The following is a 15,869-nucleotide window of genomic DNA, read 5'->3' as shown; positions in this document are numbered from 1 at the left end:
CCGCACTGGGCCAGGGAGGGCCCATTGCGGCGGCCCCCCAAATCAATGTCGGAGTACGGGCATGCCGAGCCTAAGCGAGGCACCGAGTGGTGGGGAAAGAGCGTTTTGCTTACTTTTGCGCTGTTCAAAAGTGAGCCGCCGTCAGGCGGAACCATAGGAGGCCGTTACCGCAAAAATGGATATGTACTCCGCTTAATCCAACACCCCAGAGGCCCAGAGGTCAGTACACAAGCAGGTTCTTTCTCCACAGGTGCAACGTCGCACCACAGCTGTGTAGATACCTATGCCTATCGCGGGCAAGCCCGCCCTTACCACTCAACAGGCCGAGCCCGCCTGCAGCTGCATGACCCGCCGTAAGGGCGGAACCCTAAGCCGCCATAACCGCAGCACCGGATATACCCACAAACCCAGGATCAAAAGACCGCAGCTATCGACGGTGAATGCCCGTCAGCCGATATGCAGCGCACGCAGGTCGAGGCGGCCATCCTTGAGGGGTGGGCACCAGTAGTAACCACCGGTGATCGGCCGGCTCATGCGGTACAGGCCATCGGCGATCCCGTCTTCCAGGCCACTCATGCGGCGCAACTGGGCTTCGAAGGCATTGAATGAATGACCGAAGGCCAGGAACATCAGGCCGGCACGCTCGCCTTCGATCCACGGCATCGAGCGACGGACGATGAACGCCTCTGGGGTGAAGCTTTCCTGGGCGGTGCGTTTGACGTGGGCGGAAATCGGCGCGTCGTCGAGCTCTTCGTTATCGCTTTTACGCCGGCCCATGATGTTGTCCTGCTCATGGGACGCCAATGCATTGAAGCCGCTGAGGTCATGCTGCCACTGCTGGATCGCGGCAAAACTGCCACCCACCTGGCCATCCTCGCCCTCAGTCACCAGTGCGGCCGCCACGGCGGCATCATCGTGGGGGTTTTCGGTGCCGTCTTCGTAGCCGGTCAGGTCGTGGCCGGTCATGTGGCGGAAGGTTTCGTTCATCTGCACCAGGCGCAGGGCCGGGGCCAGCGCCGCCTCGATGGCGCGGCTGCGGTTGAGCAGTTCGCCGCGGTCTTCACCGTGCAGCCAGAGCCACAGCGCGTGCTGGGTCGACGGGTTGTCGACGCCCACGCCGATCATCGCCGGGAACGGCCGCAGCCCAGGCACTTTGGCCTCCAGGGCGTTGACCAGCGACTTGCCAAACCCAACCACCGCCGTCTTCCCGTCAACCCACTGCATCAGTTGGTCGAGCGCCGCCGGCAATGCCTCAACGGCCTGCAGCGCAAAAAACAGATGCCGCGCCTGAGGCGGGACGGGGGTGGCGAGGATGCCCGGCTGGTAGTAACTCATGAGAACTCCTTTAGAAAGGCAGGAATTCTACCCGCCACGCGGGGGTTTGTGTGAGGGCAAGGGTTATTGTGCCTGCGCCTCACCCCGGTACGCACTCGGGCTCTGCCCGGTCCAGCGCTTGAAGGCACGCCGGAAACTGCGCACATCGCTGTAGCCGACTTCTTCGGTGATGCGCTCGATGGACATCTCGGGGTTGGCCAACAGGCTCATGGTGCGCGCCTGGCGTACTTGCTCCAGCAGGGCCTCGAAGGTCAGGGCATGTTCGGTCAGGCGACGGCGCAGGGTGCGGCCGCTCATGTTCAGGTCGCCAGCAATTTTCTCGATGTGGCTGCCCTGGGTCAGGTCGCGGGAGATGGCCCGCTCCACTGCTTGAATCAGGTCGAGCTTCTGGTGCACCTCGGCCCCTTCCAGCTCCAGCAGCTTGACCGCCTGGCGCAGCGCCAGGGAATGGTGGTTGGGCAGGCGCACGTCGAGCCAGCGGGCTTCCAGCACCAGGCGGTTGTGCAGGCAGCCAAAGCGCACATCCGTGCCCAGCAGGCGGTGATATTCGGCCAGATAGTCGGGGGCTGCGTGGACGAACTCCACCCGCACACAGCTGAAATCGGCACCCACCAGCGCTCGGCCGTAGACCAGCAGGCTGGCAAAGAACTCTTCCACGGCGAACATCTGCACGTCGGCGAACGGCAGGCGACACTCGGCGTCGACAAACACCTGGGTGGCCACTTCGCGGACGCTGGAGACCACGATCCCGCCCGAGGTGTGCTGGTGGCGCATACCCAGCTCGAATGCGTCACGCAGGGTCTTGCACAGCGACAACACATGCCCCAGCAACCCCAGGGTGCCCAGCACGTTCTGGTTGCCCACCCACAGCCCGAGCCCCTGGTTGGGGATGACCTTGAGTGCGCGCTGGATCATCGCCACGGCCTGGCGGTAGGAAATACGTTGTGCCGGGTCTTGCAGGTCCTCGAGGGAAAACCCCAGGCCACGGCACAGGCTGTGGGGGTCGATGCCGTTGGCACTGGCCACTTCGGCCAGGGTCTGCAGCAGGAACGGTGACACCAGCGCCAGTTCGTAGTGGGGATCGATGACTTTGATGGGCATGGCGACTGGCTTCCGGTCAGGTTCAGTTGTTATTTTTGTAACCGATTATGTCGTAGAACGTTAGCACGCCTGGCCGCCTGACCGCCAACCCGCAACCAACCTCGCCGGCCAGGCGCCATGGCGAGAATAGGCTGGCCGCAGAAGTCCCCTCTGTGTCCGCCAATACCCTGCCCTGTCGGGCGCTGAGGGCTTATTTCTATGTTGCGGCCAGCATCAAGGCCGGCGATGCGCCCCCAGACAATAATAAGAGTTAAAAAAATGAATCCGACCCGTGTCTCCCCTCCCCTGCGCCTGGCGATAAGCCTGGCCCTGCTGTCGAGTGTGTGCCTGTCGGCACAGGCCACCGAATCCGGTGTCGACAACATCGGCCCGGGCACCGACGGCTTCTTCATGCTGCCATTGGACGTCAACGGCCTTCCGGACAACATGGTTGCGTTCAACCTCTACTACAACTTCTACAAGGCCAGGAAGCTCAATATCAGCTCCCTGGGTGGCAAGGTGCCGGGCGTCGAGATCACCTCCGAAGCGGTGATTCCGCGCCTGGACTACTTGACCCCGCTGCGGATCGCCGGTGGCCGCCTGGGTTTCTACGCAGCCCAGCCCTGGATCAAGCAGCGCGTGCAGGCCTTCGGCCTGGAGGATGATCGCGAAAGTATGGGCGACACCACCGTGGCCCCGATCATTTTGTGGGACATGGGGAAAAACCTGACCTTGGGTGCGGCACTGGAGATCACCATTCCTACCGGCGAATACGACGCCACGCGACTGGCCAACACCAGTAACAACTTCTACACCTACAAACCGCTGTTTTCCTTCACCTGGTTGCCGACCGAGCGGACCGAGCTGTCACTCAAGACTACCTACAGCTTCAACGAAGAGAACCACGACACCGATTACCGCTCAGGGCAGATTTTCCATTTCGACTATTCCGCCAGCTACAAAGTGACCGACAACCTCAACCTCGGCCTCAACGGTTATTACCTCAAGCAGACCACCGACGATAAACAATACGGCAAGACCGTGCAGTTCAACGGCCAGGACGTCAACGACGGGGTGCGTGGCGAGGTGTTCGCCATTGGTCCGGCGATGTATCTGACTTTTCTCAAGTACGCGAGCGCCGAGTTGCGCTGGGCCAAGGAATTCGACGTGGAAAACCGTCCAGAAGGCCAGATGCTGTGGGCCAAAGTCACCATTCCCTACGCGTTCTGACAACGCGCCTCACGCCCGGCGTGCCACGGCCAGCGGAGCGCGAGGTGCGCCCAGGGCGTTGAGCAGGCAGTGCATTGCCTCCTCCCGGCTGCGCTCGAAGCGATATCGCGACTCGATGTACAGCGCCAATTGCAACGCTACCGGTTCGTCCAGGGGCAACGGCGCCTGCTGCATACCCAGGGCCGTGGCGACCCGGCTCGGCAGGCTCAGGCCGAACGGCTGGCGGTCGGCGATCAACTTCGCCGCCAGGGTGCTCTGGGTGCTTACGGCGATGTTGCGCCGCAGGCTTTTCAGGCCCAGGTGCAGATCCACCGGGCTCAGCCCGTCGCGCCGGCTGGAGACCTGGATCTGCGGTTGCGCCAGGTAAGCCTGCAGGGTGCGCGGCGGCTCTCGCAGCGCCTCGCCATAGGCGAACACATAGTGATCGACCGGCAGCACCTGCTTGTGCAAGCCGGCCAGGCCCGCCAGGGGTTGGTCGAGATCGATCAGGATGTCCAGTTTGCCCGCTGCCAGTTCCTGCAGGGCGTCCCGGCGTCGCGGCTGGAAATACCGCACCTGCCAATCGGCATGCGGGGCCTGGAGCAAGGCTTCGAGCAACACCGGCTGCAGGCAGTCCAGGCAACTGATGCGCAGCAGCGGATCGCTTTGCCGCGCGGCCGGGATCATCCGCAAGCCATCGCGCAGGCACTCCAGCGCGGCGCGCACGTAATCGGCCAGGCGGTGCGCCACCAGGGTCGGCGTCACCCCCAGGCGGCTCTTGATGAACAGCGGGTCGCCACACAGGTCACGCAGGCGGCGCAGCGCATTGCTCATCGCCGGTTGCGACAGGCTCATGACTTCGGCAGCGCGGGTAACGCTGCGTTGCTGGTAGATGGCATCGAAGGCGAGCAGCAGGTTGAGGTCGAGCTGGCGTAAATCAAGCATGGTCTTGCTCCGGCAAATCGCTTAACGTCGGGCAGCCTAACCAGTGAACCGGAACATGCTGTGAGCCCTAAATGACAAAAAGCGATCAGCCGACAGCCAACGCGTTCTACGCCCCCAGCCTGCTGCCGGCCATCGAAGAACTGCTGGCCCGGGGAGTGGCGCGCGAACAGATCGAGGCCTTGTTTCGCCGTACGCTGTTTGAACTGCGCACCCCGTTTACGCGGATCCCGCTGTTTCTGTCCCGGCGCTTCTGGGCCTTTGCCCAGGCCACGACCGCCGACCCGCTGCTGGGGCTGGCGGCCGGGCGGCGCTTCGTGTCCACCTCGACCAACGGCCTGACCTACCTGTTTGATGTGGCCGCATCGCTGGACAGCGCCTGCGCCTACTTCGTGCGTTTCTTCCCGTTTTTCAACGGCCATTTCCAGGCCCGGGTGGTGCGCAGCGAAGACTCGGTGCAACTGCACTTACTGGACTGCGGCAGCCTGCGCGCCACCGCCGCGATGACTGACTACATCCTCATCAGCATCTGCAGCATGCTGCGCCGCAAGGTGCTGGCCAGCGGGCTGGGGCAAGACCCGATCCTGGGGGTGGGCCTGGTGCACTCGGCCCCAGCCAGCCCCTCGGCTCACGAGCAGGCCTTCCGTGCTCCGGTGCAGTGGCGCCAGGCACACAACGTGATCCACCTCGAACCCCAGGTATTCGTGCAGGCGCTGACCCCGGGCAATCATCAACTGGAGGAGACACTGGTCGAACTGCTGGAGCAGACTCGGCGCAACAGCGAGCCGACCTTGCTCGAACTGGTCAGCGACCACCTGATCCGCGACTTGCCCGGCGCCCACTGGCAAGACTTCTGCACCTCCCAGCACCTGCTCGAACGCACCGCCGCCCGGCGCCTGAAAGCCCTGGGCTGGAGTTTTTCCGAGTTGCTGGACGAGTACCGTCGCTATCGCTCCGAAGACCTGCTGCAACACTCGCCGTTGGAGCTGGTGGAGATTTCCGACCAGCTCGGCTACAGCGATGTGCAAAGTTTCAACCGCGCTTGCCTGCGCTGGTTCGAATGCGCACCGGGGTCGTACCGATCACGCCACCAGGCATGACCGGTACGGGCAGGGTCAGGGTTTCAACGGCCATTCCTGGTCCAGGTCCGAGAGGCTTTTGCCGTCATCGGGGTGTTTCCAGGTCTGTGGTGGCGGGTTCTCTTCAGGGCTGGCTTCGTCCTGATCTTCTTCGTCGTCGTTATCGCGGTATTGATCGTGTTGTTTGTCAGCGGCCATGGCACTCTCCTCCTGAGATGGGTTTCAAATTTCAGGATAGAACAAAGCCACGGCTTCGCTATATTGAGGGCAACGCTGGCTTGCGCGTCTGTCGCGCCAGGCGAAAAGCAAAAAACCTGCGAAGCGTGAGCCGCGCAGGTTTTTTGTGAATCGCAGAAACAAAAAACCCCGGTCTTGCGACCAGGGTCTTTGCTATCGACTCGAAACAGACATCGGCATGACCAATGTTTTGCTTCGTAGCACCAAGGCGTTCAGTGGGCCTTGGAGCAGATATGGCGCAGCGGACGGGACTCGAACCCGCGACCCCCGGCGTGACAGGCCGGTATTCTAACCGACTGAACTACCGCTGCGTATCGCTGTGGACTTGCGTCCAGTTAATTCGTCTGACTGTAAAGCATCGAGGCTTTGCAATCTCAAACCGGGTAAACCCGATCTGGAAAATATGGCGCAGCGGACGGGACTCGAACCCGCGACCCCCGGCGTGACAGGCCGGTATTCTAACCGACTGAACTACCGCTGCGCGTCGGTGGAGGCTTTTCAGCTTCCATCTTGCTTTCGCAAGACTCTCAAGAAGTGGTGGGTGATGACGGGATCGAACCGCCGACATTCTGCTTGTAAGGCAGACGCTCTCCCAGCTGAGCTAATCACCCGTTTGCTTCTCCGAGGCCGCGAAATTTACGCAGATACCGAAGCTAAGTCAATACCCTGATTGAAGTTTTTTTCAAAAACAGCTGAAAGCCACAAGCGGCACGCTCCAAGTCAAAGCAGTGGTGCGCAGGCAGTGACGCCTGCGACCGGCTTTTACTTGTCGCTGCCCTTCACTGCTCGTAGATCATCTTCTTGGTCATGCCGCCGTCGACCACGAACTCCTGGCCGGTGACAAACCCGGCATTGCGCGACAGCAGCCACGCTACCATCGCCGCGACATCTTCGACCGTACCTACCCTGCCCGCCGGATGCTGGGCATGATCGGCATCACTCAATGGTTCGGCACGTCGCGCCGACGGGTCGCGGGCATCGATCCAGCCAGGGCTGACCGCATTGACCCGGACTTCCGGGCCAAGGCTGATGGCCAGCGCGTGGGTCAAGGCCAGCAAGCCGCCCTTGCTCGCCGCGTAGGCCTCGGTGTCAGGTTCCGACTGCCCGGCCCGGGTCGAGGCCAGGTTGACGATGGCACCGTTGTGAGCCCGCAGATACGGCGCACAGTGCTTGGCCAACAACATGGGCCCACTGAGGTTGACCGCCAACACCCGATTCCAGTAGGCCAGGTCGAGGCTTTCCAGGGTGATATTGCGCGGGTCGGCAACCGCCGCGTTGCACACCAGGGCATCCAGGCGCCCAAACTGCCCCAGTACTTCGGCAACGCCCTGGGTCACTTGCTGCTCATCGGCAACGTCCATGGTGATGAACCAGGCATGCTCACCCAACGCCTTGGCAACCTTGGAACCACGCTCACGGTCGAGATCGGTCAGCACCACCTGCCAGCCTTCGCTGATCAACCAGGCGGCAATCCCCAGACCGATGCCGCGGGCAGCACCTGTGACCAGGGCAACCCGGCCATTGCTGCCGCTGGCAGGCGTTGCGATCTCGATCACAAGGCAGCCAGCCCGCGCGCCAGGTCCGCTTGCAGGTCGACCACGTCTTCGAGGCCGACGGCAATCCGGATCAGGCTGTCACGAATACCCGCCGCCTCGCGCTCCTGTGGCGCCAGGCGCCCGTGGGAGGTGGTGCTTGGGTGGGTAATGGTGGTCTTGCTGTCACCCAGGTTGGCGGTGATCGAGATCAGCCGGGTGGCATCGATGAAGCGCCATGCGCCTTCTTTGCCGCCCTTGACCTCGAAGCTCACGACCGCGCCAAAGCCCTTCTGCTGGCGCTGGGCCAACTCGTGCTGCGGGTGGCTCTTGAGGCCGGCGTAATGCACTTTCTCGATACCGTCCTGCTGCTCCAGCCATTCGGCCAGTTGCTGGGCGTTAGCGCAGTGCGCCTTCATGCGCAGGCTCAAGGTTTCCAGGCCCTTGAGGAAGATCCAGGCGTTGAACGGACTCAGGGTCGGCCCGGCTGTACGCAGGAAACCGACGATTTCCTTCATCTGCTCGCTGCGCCCAGCCACCACGCCGCCCATGCACCGGCCCTGGCCGTCGATGAACTTGGTGGCCGAGTGCACCACGACGTCCGCGCCGAGCTTGAGCGGTTGCTGCAAGGCAGGCGTGCAGAAGCAGTTGTCGACCACCAGCATCGCGCCCTTGGCGTGCGCGACTTCGGACAATGCGCTGATGTCCACCAGTTCGGCCAACGGATTGGACGGCGACTCGACGAACAGCAGCTTGGTGTTGGCCTTGATTGCCGCGTCCCAGCCGGACAGGTCCGCCAGGGGTACGTAGTCGACTTCGATGCCAAAGCGCTTGAAGTACTTCTCAAACAGGCTGATGGTCGAACCAAACACACTGCGCGACACCAGCACATGGTCGCCAGCACTGCACAGGCTCATCACCACCGCAAGAATTGCCGCCATGCCAGTGGCCGTGGCCACCGCCTGCTCAGCGCCTTCGAGGGCGGCAATGCGCTCCTCGAACGCCCGCACAGTGGGGTTGGTGTAGCGCGAGTAGACGTTGCCCGGCACTTCGCCAGCAAAGCGCGCCGCAGCATCGGCCGCGGTACGGAACACATAGCTGGAGGTGAAGAACATCGGATCACCGTGTTCGCCCTCCGGCGTGCGGTGCTGGCCGGCACGTACGGCCAGGGTATCGAACGCTACGCCATCGAGGTCGCTGTCCAGCCGACCGGCATCCCAATCCTGACTCATGCTGTCACTCCTTGCCCTGCTCTTGTCATGAAGAGCCTGTAGTAGATACAAAACCGGCCCCTCAGGGCCGGTAGAAACTCAGTTGTTGTACAGATCGATGATCGCACTGACTGCCTGGGTCTTGACCTTGGAGGCGTCGTTACGCGCCTGCTCGATCTTGTTCAGGTAAGCCTCGTCGACGTCGCCGGTGACGTACTTGCCGTCGAACACTGCGCAATCGAACTTTTCGATCTTGATCTTGCCGCCGCCGACGGCTTCGATCAAGTCAGGCAGGTCCTGATAGATCAGCCAGTCAGCACCGATCAGGTCGGCCACGTCCTGGGTCGAACGATTGTGCGCGATCAGTTCGTGAGCGCTTGGCATGTCGATGCCGTAGACGTTCGGGTAACGCACGGCCGGTGCCGCGGAGCAGAAGTAGACGTTCTTGGCGCCAGCTTCACGGGCCATCTGGATGATTTGCTTGCAGGTGGTGCCGCGCACGATCGAGTCGTCCACCAGCATCACGTTCTTGCCGCGGAACTCCAGCTCGATGGCGTTGAGCTTCTGGCGTACGGATTTTTTCCGCGCTGCCTGGCCCGGCATGATGAAGGTCCGGCCGATGTAGCGGTTTTTCACGAAACCTTCGCGGAACTTCACGCCCAGGTGGTTCGCCAGCTCCAGGGCCGCGGTGCGGCTGGTGTCCGGAATCGGGATGACCACGTCGATGTCGTGCTCGGGACGCTCGCGCAGGATCTTCTCGGCCAGCTTCTCACCCATGCGCAGGCGAGCCTTGTACACCGACACGCCGTCGATGATCGAGTCCGGACGCGCCAGGTACACGTGTTCGAAGATGCACGGGGTCAGGGACGGGTTGGTCGCGCACTGACGGGTGTGCAGCTTACCCTCTTCAGTGATGTAGACCGCTTCGCCCGGCGCCAGGTCGCGGATCAGGGTAAAGCCCAGCACGTCCAGGGACACGCTCTCGGAGGCGATCATGTACTCGACGCCTTCGTCGGTGTGACGCTGGCCGAAGACGATCGGACGGATGCCGTGCGGGTCGCGGAAGCCGACGATACCGTAGCCGGTGATCATCGCCACGACCGCGTAGCCACCTATGCAACGGTTGTGCACGTCGGTGACGGCAGCGAACACGTCTTCTTCGGTTGGCTGCAACTTGCCGCGCTGGGCCAGTTCGTGAGCGAACACGTTGAGCAGCACTTCCGAGTCGGAGTTGGTATTGACGTGGCGCAGATCAGATTCGTAGATCTCCTTGGCCAACTGTTCAACGTTGGTCAGGTTGCCGTTGTGCGCCAGGGTGATGCCATATGGCGAGTTGACGTAAAACGGTTGAGCTTCGGCCGAGGTCGAGCTACCGGCAGTCGGATAACGCACATGGCCAATGCCCATGTGGCCGACGAGGCGCTGCATGTGACGCTGATGAAACACGTCACGTACCAGACCATTGTCCTTGCGCAGAAATAACCGGCCGTCGTGGCTGGTCACAATCCCGGCAGCGTCCTGGCCGCGGTGCTGGAGGACGGTTAGCGCGTCATACAGCGCCTGATTGACGTTCGACTTACCGACGATACCGACGATGCCACACATGCGACGCAACCCCTACTTAATGAAACTGAACTGAACACGACTCACTGCGGCGTTTTCGCCGTCGGCAAGAGGTGCTCCTTGAACGGTATGTCAGCGGGTACGCTGATACCGCTGGCCAGCCACTGACTGCTCCACCCCAATATGAGGTTTTTGGACCAGTCTGCAACCAATAGAAATTGTGGCACGAGCCGCGACTCCTGCCACCATGAATCCTGCTGTACCGGGCCCAGGCTCAACAGCCCGACTGCGGTGACCACCAGCAAGGCGCCACGCGCCGCACCGAAGGCCATGCCGAGGAATCGATCGGTCCCGGAGAGGCCGGTGACGCGAACCAGTTCGCCGATAAGATAATTGATCATTGCACCCACCACGAGGGTGGCCACAAACAAGATGGCGCAGCCGGCGATCACGCGGGCCGAAGGTGTTTCGATGTATCCGGCGAGGTACTCGGACAATGAGCCACCAAACATCCAGGCAACGGCTCCTGCGATGATCCAGGTCACCAGCGATAATGCTTCTTTTACGAAGCCGCGGCTCAGACTGATCAAAGCGGAGATGGCGATGATTGCAACGATCGCCCAGTCAACCCAGGTAAATGGCACAGTACAGCCTACAGACGGATAAGGCGGCGCATTTTAGCAGAGCCCATGGCTATCGGTAAGCTGCGATTTTCAGTGCATTTCAAATAGGGACGATCGTTTCAGCCGCGCTCGGGCTGGAAACGCACCACAAAACCCTTGAGGTTCTGTTTGCGGTTCAGCAGGTCACGCAGACGGTCGGCTTCGGCGCGCTCGATCAGCGGCCCGACGAACACCCGATTCTTGCCATCAGCAGTGCGGATATAGGCGTTGTAGCCCTGGCTACGCAGGGTTTTCTGCAGGCTTTCGGCGCTTTCACGATTGGCCAGGCTGGCCAGTTGCACCGACCAACTGACCGACAGGCCATTGGCATCGACCCGACTCTGGGTGGTGTCAGGCTTGCTGGCGGGCGCAGCCGGAGCAGGTACTGGCTTGGGTGCTGGCGGCGGAGTAACTGGCTTGGCCACCACCGGCGCCGCGACGATCGGTGCGCTCGGGGCGACAGTCGGTGTGCTCGCGGCCGGTGCCTGCTCCATGGCAATTTCGGCATCGCTGGGCACAGGTTCCTGCGGCAGCGCTTGTGGCTCGGGAACCACCACCGGCTCGACCTGGACCTGAGGCATGGCCGGCGCCCGTGGTGCGGCCGGAGCCTGGACCACCACCTGGCGCTGTTCATCCTCACGGGAGAACATCATCGGCAGGAAAATCACCGCCAGGGCCACCAGCACCAGTGCACCGACCATCCGCTGCTTGTACGCGTTATCCAGCAAAGCCATCTGCAGCTTCCTCCGTGGAGTGCCGAGCGAGCCATTCAAGGGCCTCGGCGACACAATAAAATGATCCGAACAGCAGAATCTCGTCGTCTGCCGTTGCCTGCGCGCTCTGCCCCTCCAGGGCTTCGGCCACACTTGCATAGGAGGTCACGGACGCGCCAAGGTTCTGCAACGCGGCCTGTATATCCGCAACCGGGCGGGCGCGCGCAGAATCCAGCGGGGCGACAGCCCAGTGCTGGACACTAGCACTCAATTCACCGACAACTCCATCAAGATCCTTGTCGGCCAGCAATCCGAAGACCGCCAGGCGCCGACCCACCACCGGCCGCCGGGCCAGGCGCTGCGCCAGGTACTCGGCCGCGTGCGGATTGTGCCCGACGTCCAGCATCAGGTTCAGGCGCTTGCCCTGCCAGTTGAACTGACGCCGATCCAGGCGCCCGACCACGCGAGTCGCCTGCAATGCCGCGGCAATCTGCTCAGGCATCCAAGGCAGGTCCAGCAAGGCGTAGGCCTGCAGCGCCAGCGCAGCGTTTTCCATCGGCAGGTCGAGCAATGGCAGATCCCGCAGCTCAAGCGTACGCCCCTGGCCGTCGACACCGCGCCACTGCCAGTGCTGGTCCGTCAGGCCCAGGTCAAAATCCCGACCCCGCAGGAAAAATGGGCAGGCCAGCTCGCGCGCCTTGTCCAGCAGGGGTTGTGGTGGATTGAGGTCACCACACAGCGCCGGAGCGCCGTGGCGGAAAATCCCGGCCTTCTCGAAGGCCACCGATTCCCGGGTATTGCCCAGGTAGTCGGCATGATCGACACCGACACTGGTGACCAGCGCGATATCTGCATCCACCAGGTTGACCGTGTCCAGGCGCCCGCCAAGACCAACTTCCAGAACCACCGCATCCAGACCTGCGCGCTGGAACAGCCAGAACGCCGCCAGGGTGCCCATTTCGAAGTAGGTCAGGGAGATTTCGCCACGGCCCGCCTCCACCGCAGTGAAGGCCTCGCACAGCTGTTCGTCAGTGGCCAACACGCCATTGACCTGCACCCGCTCGTTGTAATGCAGCAGATGCGGAGAATTGTAGACACCCACCTTCAGGCCCTGCGCGCGCAGCAAGGAAGCCACGAACGCACAGGTAGAACCCTTGCCGTTGGTGCCGGTGACCGTGATCACCCGAGGCGCCGGCTTGCCCAGCCCCATCCGGGACGCTACCTCTTGCGAGCGCGCAAGCCCCATGTCGATGGCGGACGGATGCAACTGCTCAAGGTAGGCGAGCCATTCGCCAAGGGTACGTTGGGTCATAGGTTGGCAGGTACCGGCGGAACCACGATTGGCTCGATTGGTGCGGCGACGAACTCAGGCGTCGGCAGTCCCATCAGTTGCGCCAGCAGGTTGCCCAGGCGTGGACGCAGCTCGGAACGGGCAATGATCATATCGATGGCGCCGTGCTCCAGCAGGAACTCGCTGCGCTGGAAGCCTTCTGGCAGTTTTTCCCGTACGGTCTGCTCGATCACGCGCGGACCGGCGAAGCCGATCAGGGCCTTGGGTTCGCCGACGATCACGTCGCCCAGCATCGCCAGGCTGGCGGAAACGCCGCCGTAGACCGGGTCGGTCAGTACCGAGATGAACGGAATGCCTTCTTCACGCAGACGCGCCAGGACCGCCGAGGTCTTGGCCATTTGCATCAACGAGATCAGGGCTTCCTGCATCCGCGCGCCACCGGAAGCGGCGAAGCAGATCATCGGGCAACGGTGCTCCAGCGCATAGTTGGCCGCACGCACGAAGCGCTCGCCGACGATCGCGCCCATGGAACCGCCCATGAAGGAGAATTCGAACGCCGACACCACCACCGGCATGCCCAACAGGGTACCGCTCATGGAGATCAGGGCGTCTTTTTCACCGGTCTGCTTCTGGGCAGCAGTCAGGCGGTCCTTGTACTTCTTGCCGTCGCGGAATTTCAGACGGTCAACCGGCTCCAGCTCGGCGCCCAATTCGGCACGGCCTTCAGCGTCGAGGAAGATGTCGATCCGTGCACGGGCGCCAATGCGCATGTGGTGATTGCACTTGGGGCAAACATCCAGGGTCTTTTCCAGTTCCGGACGGTACAGCACCGCCTCGCAGGATGGGCACTTGTGCCACAGACCTTCAGGCACCGAGCTTTTTTTCACCTCGGAACGCATGATCGAAGGGATCAGTTTGTCTACTAACCAGTTGCTCATGCTTTCTTTCTCCAGTACCGGCGGCCCGAACGCTCTGGTTCGCAGCCCCGTGTATGCCCTTGAGCTAAATTCATGTGTGCGGCGATGATCGGTACGCTACGGCGGTCAGCACTAGGCCGTGACCTGCCTGCAACGCACTCCATCCTCAGCCATCCAGACAACCCGCGCTTGGGGTTGCCACTTCGGTTCTGGCCCGCCCGAAGGCGACGCCTGCCTGCTGTGTGCAGCGCATGTTTTGTACCATGCAGTGGACGGCGGCAGACTGCCAGCCGTCACATCGTCGCGGTGCTGCTGCGTACGGCCTGCATAAATGCGTGAATCCTTGCGTGATCCTTGATGCCCTTGCCCTGCTCTACCCCACCACTGACGTCCACCGCGTACGGCCGGACCCGGGCAATGGCCTGCGCCACGTTGTCCGGGGTCAGGCCGCCGGCCAGGATAATCGGCTTGCGCAAACCCGGCGGTATCAATGACCAGTCGAAGGCCTCGCCGGTTCCACCGGGCACTCCTTCGACATAGGTATCGAGCAAGATCCCACTGGCACTCGGGTAGGCATCACAGGCAGCGGCGATATCGTCCCCGGCCTTGACCCGCAGGGCCTTGATATAGGGCCGGTGCCAGCCTTCGCAATCGGCCAGGGTTTCATCACCATGGAACTGCAACAGGTCCAGCGGCACGGCATCGAGGATCTCGCCGAGCTCGCAGCGACTGGCGTTGACGAACAAACCCACGGTGGTCACGAACGGCGGCAGCGCGGCGATAATGGCCCGCGCCTGCTGGACCGTGACCGCCCGCGGGCTCTTGGCGTAGAACACCAACCCGATGGCATCGGCCCCGGCCTCGACCGCCGCCAGCGCGTCTTCAATGCGGGTAATCCCACAAATTTTGCTGCGAACGGCTGGCATGTCGGGGGAACCTCAGGGCAAATCCGGGAAAGTCCCGGATGGTAGCAAATGCATTGGCGGGCGTCAGCCGTCAAGTTCCGAGAAGCCGGTGAGGAAATGCGGCCCGATGTAACGCTCTGGCAGCGGGAATTCATCACGGTACTCGACCTGCACCAGGTACAGCCCGAAGGGATGGGCCGTGACCCCGCCCGTGCGGCGAATCCGGCTCTCCAGCACCTCCTTGGCCCACTCCACCGGACGCTCGCCGGTACCGATGGTCATCAGCACCCCGGCAATGTTACGCACCATGTGATGCAGGAAGGCACTGGCGCGAATGTCCAGCACGATCATTTTGCCGTGCCGGGTCACGCGCAGGTGATGGATCTGCTTGACCGGCGACTTGGCCTGGCACTGCCCCGCGCGAAAGGCGCTGAAATCGTGCGTGCCGAGCAAATGCTGCGCAGCTTCGGCCATGCGTTGTTCATCCAGCGGCCGATGGTTCCAGGTCACTTCCTCGTTGAGGTGGGCCGGGCGGATCTGGTCGTTGTAGATGACATAACGATAACGCCGGGCAATGGCCTTGAAGCGCGCATGGAAATCCGCCGGCATGACCTTGGCCCAACTGACGCTGATGTCGTGGGGCAAGTTGATGTTGGCGCCCATGACCCAGGCCTTCAGCGAACGCTCCACCTGGGTGTCGAAATGCACCACCTGGCCACAGGCGTGCACACCGGCATCGGTGCGCCCCGCGCAATGCAGGGACACTGGCGAATCGGCGACTTTCGACAAGGCCGTCTCGAGGGCTTGTTGCACGGTGGCCACGCCGGAGGCCTGGCGCTGCCAGCCGCGGTAGCGCGAGCCTTTGTATTCGACGCCCAACGCGATCCGGAAAAAGCCGTCGGCCGCCATTTCGGCGGCCGGGTTATCTATATTTGCCAAGGGGTGACAGCCTGCTGATTTACGCTAAGGCGGGCATTATAAGGGTGTGCGCCGGGGATGCCATGTTCGCGCTGTTTTTTGTTTTGCGCCTGCTCACAGTGAATCTGTGGGGCCTGGCCGGGCGGATGCTGGATCAGGCCGAGTACATATCCATTTCTTCGGTAACGGCCTCCTATGGTTCCGCCTGACGGCGGCTCACTTTTGAACAGCGCAAAAGTAAGCAAAACGCTCTTACCCCACCACTCGGTGCCTCG

General features: G+C 62.4%; 16 protein-coding genes and 3 tRNA genes. 2 read left to right on the top strand and 17 right to left on the bottom strand.

Annotated features, from left to right (window positions below; genetic code table 11):
- Positions 1–447: 447 nt before the first annotated feature.
- Both ACIOVD_RS27360 and ACIOVD_RS27355 read right to left on the bottom strand, forming a co-directional pair.
- The gene (locus ACIOVD_RS27360; RefSeq protein ID WP_095171971.1) at positions 448–1,335 is read right to left on the bottom strand and encodes a Dyp-type peroxidase; all 888 of its coding nucleotides are present in this window, start codon (positions 1,333–1,335) and stop codon (positions 448–450) included.
- Between the two features lie 63 nt (positions 1,336–1,398).
- Positions 1,399–2,436: an AraC family transcriptional regulator gene (locus ACIOVD_RS27355; protein WP_401131276.1), complete on the bottom strand. Its 1,038-nt coding sequence runs from the start codon at positions 2,434–2,436 to the stop codon at positions 1,399–1,401.
- A gap of 258 nt (positions 2,437–2,694) precedes the next feature.
- On the opposite strand from ACIOVD_RS27355, the gene ACIOVD_RS27350 reads away from it, so the two are divergent.
- Positions 2,695–3,645 (top strand): transporter, encoded by a 951-nt coding sequence (locus ACIOVD_RS27350; protein ID WP_095171974.1) that lies wholly within the window; start codon positions 2,695–2,697, stop codon positions 3,643–3,645.
- A gap of 9 nt (positions 3,646–3,654) precedes the next feature.
- Here the strand turns inward: ACIOVD_RS27350 and ACIOVD_RS27345 are convergent, their stop codons facing one another.
- Positions 3,655–4,569 carry a LysR family transcriptional regulator gene (locus ACIOVD_RS27345; protein WP_095171976.1) on the bottom strand — a complete coding sequence of 305 codons (915 nt, stop codon included), beginning with the start codon at positions 4,567–4,569 and terminating at the stop codon, positions 3,655–3,657.
- Positions 4,570–4,640: 71 nt separating this feature from the next.
- On the opposite strand from ACIOVD_RS27345, the gene ACIOVD_RS27340 reads away from it, so the two are divergent.
- Positions 4,641–5,666 carry an AraC family transcriptional regulator ligand-binding domain-containing protein gene (locus ACIOVD_RS27340; RefSeq protein ID WP_401131273.1) on the top strand — a complete coding sequence of 342 codons (1,026 nt, stop codon included), beginning with the start codon at positions 4,641–4,643 and terminating at the stop codon, positions 5,664–5,666.
- Between the two features lie 15 nt (positions 5,667–5,681).
- On the opposite strand, the gene ACIOVD_RS27335 is transcribed toward ACIOVD_RS27340, so the two are convergent.
- From ACIOVD_RS27335 to ACIOVD_RS27270, 14 genes are all read right to left on the bottom strand, one after another.
- Positions 5,682–5,843 carry a hypothetical protein gene (locus tag ACIOVD_RS27335; RefSeq protein WP_174244586.1) on the bottom strand — a complete coding sequence of 54 codons (162 nt, stop codon included), beginning with the start codon at positions 5,841–5,843 and terminating at the stop codon, positions 5,682–5,684.
- 273 nt (positions 5,844–6,116) lie between these two features.
- Positions 6,117–6,193 (bottom strand) — tRNA-Asp (locus ACIOVD_RS27330).
- A 93-nt stretch (positions 6,194–6,286) separates the two neighbouring features.
- Positions 6,287–6,363, bottom strand: a tRNA-Asp gene (locus ACIOVD_RS27325).
- A gap of 54 nt (positions 6,364–6,417) precedes the next feature.
- A tRNA-Val gene (locus ACIOVD_RS27320) sits at positions 6,418–6,493 on the bottom strand.
- A 168-nt stretch (positions 6,494–6,661) separates the two neighbouring features.
- A complete protein-coding gene (locus tag ACIOVD_RS27315; protein ID WP_159996867.1) occupies positions 6,662–7,438 on the bottom strand; it encodes an SDR family oxidoreductase in 777 nt (258 codons plus the stop codon).
- Complete coding sequence (locus ACIOVD_RS27310) at positions 7,435–8,646, bottom strand: O-succinylhomoserine sulfhydrylase (RefSeq protein WP_401131271.1); 1,212 nt, start codon at positions 8,644–8,646, stop codon at positions 7,435–7,437. The genes ACIOVD_RS27315 and ACIOVD_RS27310 overlap by 4 nt, the downstream gene beginning before the upstream one ends.
- Positions 8,647–8,724: 78 nt before the next feature.
- Complete coding sequence (gene purF / locus ACIOVD_RS27305) at positions 8,725–10,230, bottom strand: amidophosphoribosyltransferase (protein ID WP_095171983.1); 1,506 nt, start codon at positions 10,228–10,230, stop codon at positions 8,725–8,727.
- 41 nt (positions 10,231–10,271) lie between these two features.
- Positions 10,272–10,832 (bottom strand): CvpA family protein, encoded by a 561-nt coding sequence (locus ACIOVD_RS27300; protein WP_095171985.1) that lies wholly within the window; start codon positions 10,830–10,832, stop codon positions 10,272–10,274.
- A gap of 98 nt (positions 10,833–10,930) precedes the next feature.
- Entirely contained in the window at positions 10,931–11,584 is a 654-nt protein-coding gene (locus ACIOVD_RS27295; RefSeq protein ID WP_401131268.1) for an SPOR domain-containing protein, read from the bottom strand.
- Positions 11,568–12,875: a bifunctional tetrahydrofolate synthase/dihydrofolate synthase gene (folC, locus tag ACIOVD_RS27290; RefSeq protein WP_401131266.1), complete on the bottom strand. Its 1,308-nt coding sequence runs from the start codon at positions 12,873–12,875 to the stop codon at positions 11,568–11,570. Before folC ends, ACIOVD_RS27295 begins: the two co-directional genes overlap by 17 nt.
- Positions 12,872–13,792: an acetyl-CoA carboxylase, carboxyltransferase subunit beta gene (gene accD / locus ACIOVD_RS27285; RefSeq protein WP_095171991.1), complete on the bottom strand. Its 921-nt coding sequence runs from the start codon at positions 13,790–13,792 to the stop codon at positions 12,872–12,874. Before accD ends, folC begins: the two co-directional genes overlap by 4 nt.
- Before the next feature lie 272 nt (positions 13,793–14,064).
- Positions 14,065–14,697, bottom strand: a complete 633-nt coding sequence (locus ACIOVD_RS27280; RefSeq protein WP_159996875.1) for a phosphoribosylanthranilate isomerase — start codon at positions 14,695–14,697, stop codon at positions 14,065–14,067.
- A gap of 63 nt (positions 14,698–14,760) precedes the next feature.
- Positions 14,761–15,585 (bottom strand): tRNA pseudouridine(38-40) synthase TruA, encoded by an 825-nt coding sequence (gene truA, locus ACIOVD_RS27275; RefSeq protein ID WP_159998870.1) that lies wholly within the window; start codon positions 15,583–15,585, stop codon positions 14,761–14,763.
- 17 nt (positions 15,586–15,602) lie between these two features.
- Positions 15,603–15,869 (bottom strand): hypothetical protein (locus tag ACIOVD_RS27270; RefSeq protein ID WP_401131263.1); only part of this gene is annotated, 267 nt, incomplete at its 5' end.

It is taken from the genome of Pseudomonas sp. NPDC087626, from assembly GCF_044743405.1.
Classification (GTDB): Bacteria; Pseudomonadota; Gammaproteobacteria; order Pseudomonadales; family Pseudomonadaceae; genus Aquipseudomonas.
Note: the sequence above shows the minus strand (reverse complement) of the source record. Positions and strands in the feature narration are given on the sequence as shown.

Coding starts and splice junctions, on each gene's coding strand:
- ACIOVD_RS27295 (WP_401131268.1), bottom strand. CDS start 11,584: ATGGCTTTGCTGGATAACGCGTACAAGCAGCGGATGGTCGGTGCACTG.
- ACIOVD_RS27335 (WP_174244586.1), bottom strand. CDS start 5,843: ATGGCCGCTGACAAACAACACGATCAATACCGCGATAACGACGACGAA.
- ACIOVD_RS27340 (WP_401131273.1), top strand. CDS start 4,641: ATGACAAAAAGCGATCAGCCGACAGCCAACGCGTTCTACGCCCCCAGC.
- ACIOVD_RS27310 (WP_401131271.1), bottom strand. CDS start 8,646: ATGAGTCAGGATTGGGATGCCGGTCGGCTGGACAGCGACCTCGATGGC.
- ACIOVD_RS27355 (WP_401131276.1), bottom strand. CDS start 2,436: ATGCCCATCAAAGTCATCGATCCCCACTACGAACTGGCGCTGGTGTCA.
- ACIOVD_RS27360 (WP_095171971.1), bottom strand. CDS start 1,335: ATGAGTTACTACCAGCCGGGCATCCTCGCCACCCCCGTCCCGCCTCAG.
- ACIOVD_RS27350 (WP_095171974.1), top strand. CDS start 2,695: ATGAATCCGACCCGTGTCTCCCCTCCCCTGCGCCTGGCGATAAGCCTG.
- ACIOVD_RS27345 (WP_095171976.1), bottom strand. CDS start 4,569: ATGCTTGATTTACGCCAGCTCGACCTCAACCTGCTGCTCGCCTTCGAT.
- ACIOVD_RS27280 (WP_159996875.1), bottom strand. CDS start 14,697: ATGCCAGCCGTTCGCAGCAAAATTTGTGGGATTACCCGCATTGAAGAC.
- truA (WP_159998870.1), bottom strand. CDS start 15,585: ATGGCGGCCGACGGCTTTTTCCGGATCGCGTTGGGCGTCGAATACAAA.
- folC (WP_401131266.1), bottom strand. CDS start 12,875: ATGACCCAACGTACCCTTGGCGAATGGCTCGCCTACCTTGAGCAGTTG.
- accD (WP_095171991.1), bottom strand. CDS start 13,792: ATGAGCAACTGGTTAGTAGACAAACTGATCCCTTCGATCATGCGTTCC.
- purF (WP_095171983.1), bottom strand. CDS start 10,230: ATGTGTGGCATCGTCGGTATCGTCGGTAAGTCGAACGTCAATCAGGCG.